The 943-nt window shown below is 60.7% G+C and carries 1 protein-coding gene; it reads right to left on the bottom strand.

All coding sequences use genetic code 11. The annotated features are described in order from the left end of the window. Positions 1-414: 414 nt before the first annotated feature. Positions 415-717: a hypothetical protein gene (locus ACLQ25_RS32700; protein WP_425734587.1), complete on the bottom strand. Its 303-nt coding sequence runs from the start codon at positions 715-717 to the stop codon at positions 415-417. Positions 718-943: the final 226 nt, after the last annotated feature.

Below are 943 nucleotides of genomic sequence, written 5' to 3'. Positions count from 1 at the left end.
TGACATCGTCGCCGCCGCGCTACACCTGACCCACTTCGAATACAAATACCTACGCGAATCTTGTTGAGATCAGTTCAGTGAGCACCCGGTTGGAGTGATTGACCCTTTTGATCTTGAGCCGGGCCTTTTTGGACTGGTGTGGCAGTATCTTTGGCCGCTTTCAGGCGCTGCGGCTTGGATGCGGAAGTGGCATCAGATAGTCAGGCACAAGGTTGAGTCGCACATGCGAAGAAAAGTCTTTAATCGCAAGCATGGCCATCTGTTGGAAGGACGGGCCACGCCCACCACTGCACGAATACCCGCTGACGGAGCACCTGCGCCCGGTGGAGGTCGAGGCGCTGACTGAACGCCTCGGGGTCTTCGTTTTGGGTTGGGGTCAGGTTGGTAGCCACGCCTGCCGGATGCCGGGATACCTCAGTGCGCTCGATGACCGAGCTGATGAATGGTGCGTCTCCAGGTGTTGTCCCTGTCGTTCCACATCCTGCGCAGATCGGTGCCGGACGGCAGGCGGGTGTGGACTCGTGACCGCGTGGCCTTGGCGAGTGCTGCCCGGCCGGCGTCTACCTGCTTCATGATCTTGGCTCGGCGTCGGCGGTACTCAACCTTCGTGATCTCTTCGGCGTCGTACTCGTCCTCGACCCGCTCAAGTCGGCGTTCTCCGTCAGCCAGTGACTTCCGCAAGGCTTGTTTGGCCTCGTTGATGTCGTCGGCCCGCACAGACATGGCGGTGCGTAGCTCCGGGGAGTCAGCTCGGGTGAGAGCAGTTGTTCGATCCACCGCTCAAGATGCGCCATCTCGGTTCACATGCTGCCGCCACGCCGGTAGCCAACTGGTTGCAGACGAACGACGCCCGACGCACCCGCTTAGGTTGCGTCCACGGGAGTGGTGTACGACTTGCCCTTGATGGGCGTGTTGCGTAGATGAGAGACGGCCATCGCGTCGA

The sequence above is a fragment of the Micromonospora sp. DT44 genome (assembly GCF_049841635.1).
Taxonomy (GTDB): domain Bacteria; phylum Actinomycetota; class Actinomycetes; order Mycobacteriales; family Micromonosporaceae; genus Micromonospora.
Note: the sequence above shows the minus strand (reverse complement) of the source record. Positions and strands in the feature narration are given on the sequence as shown.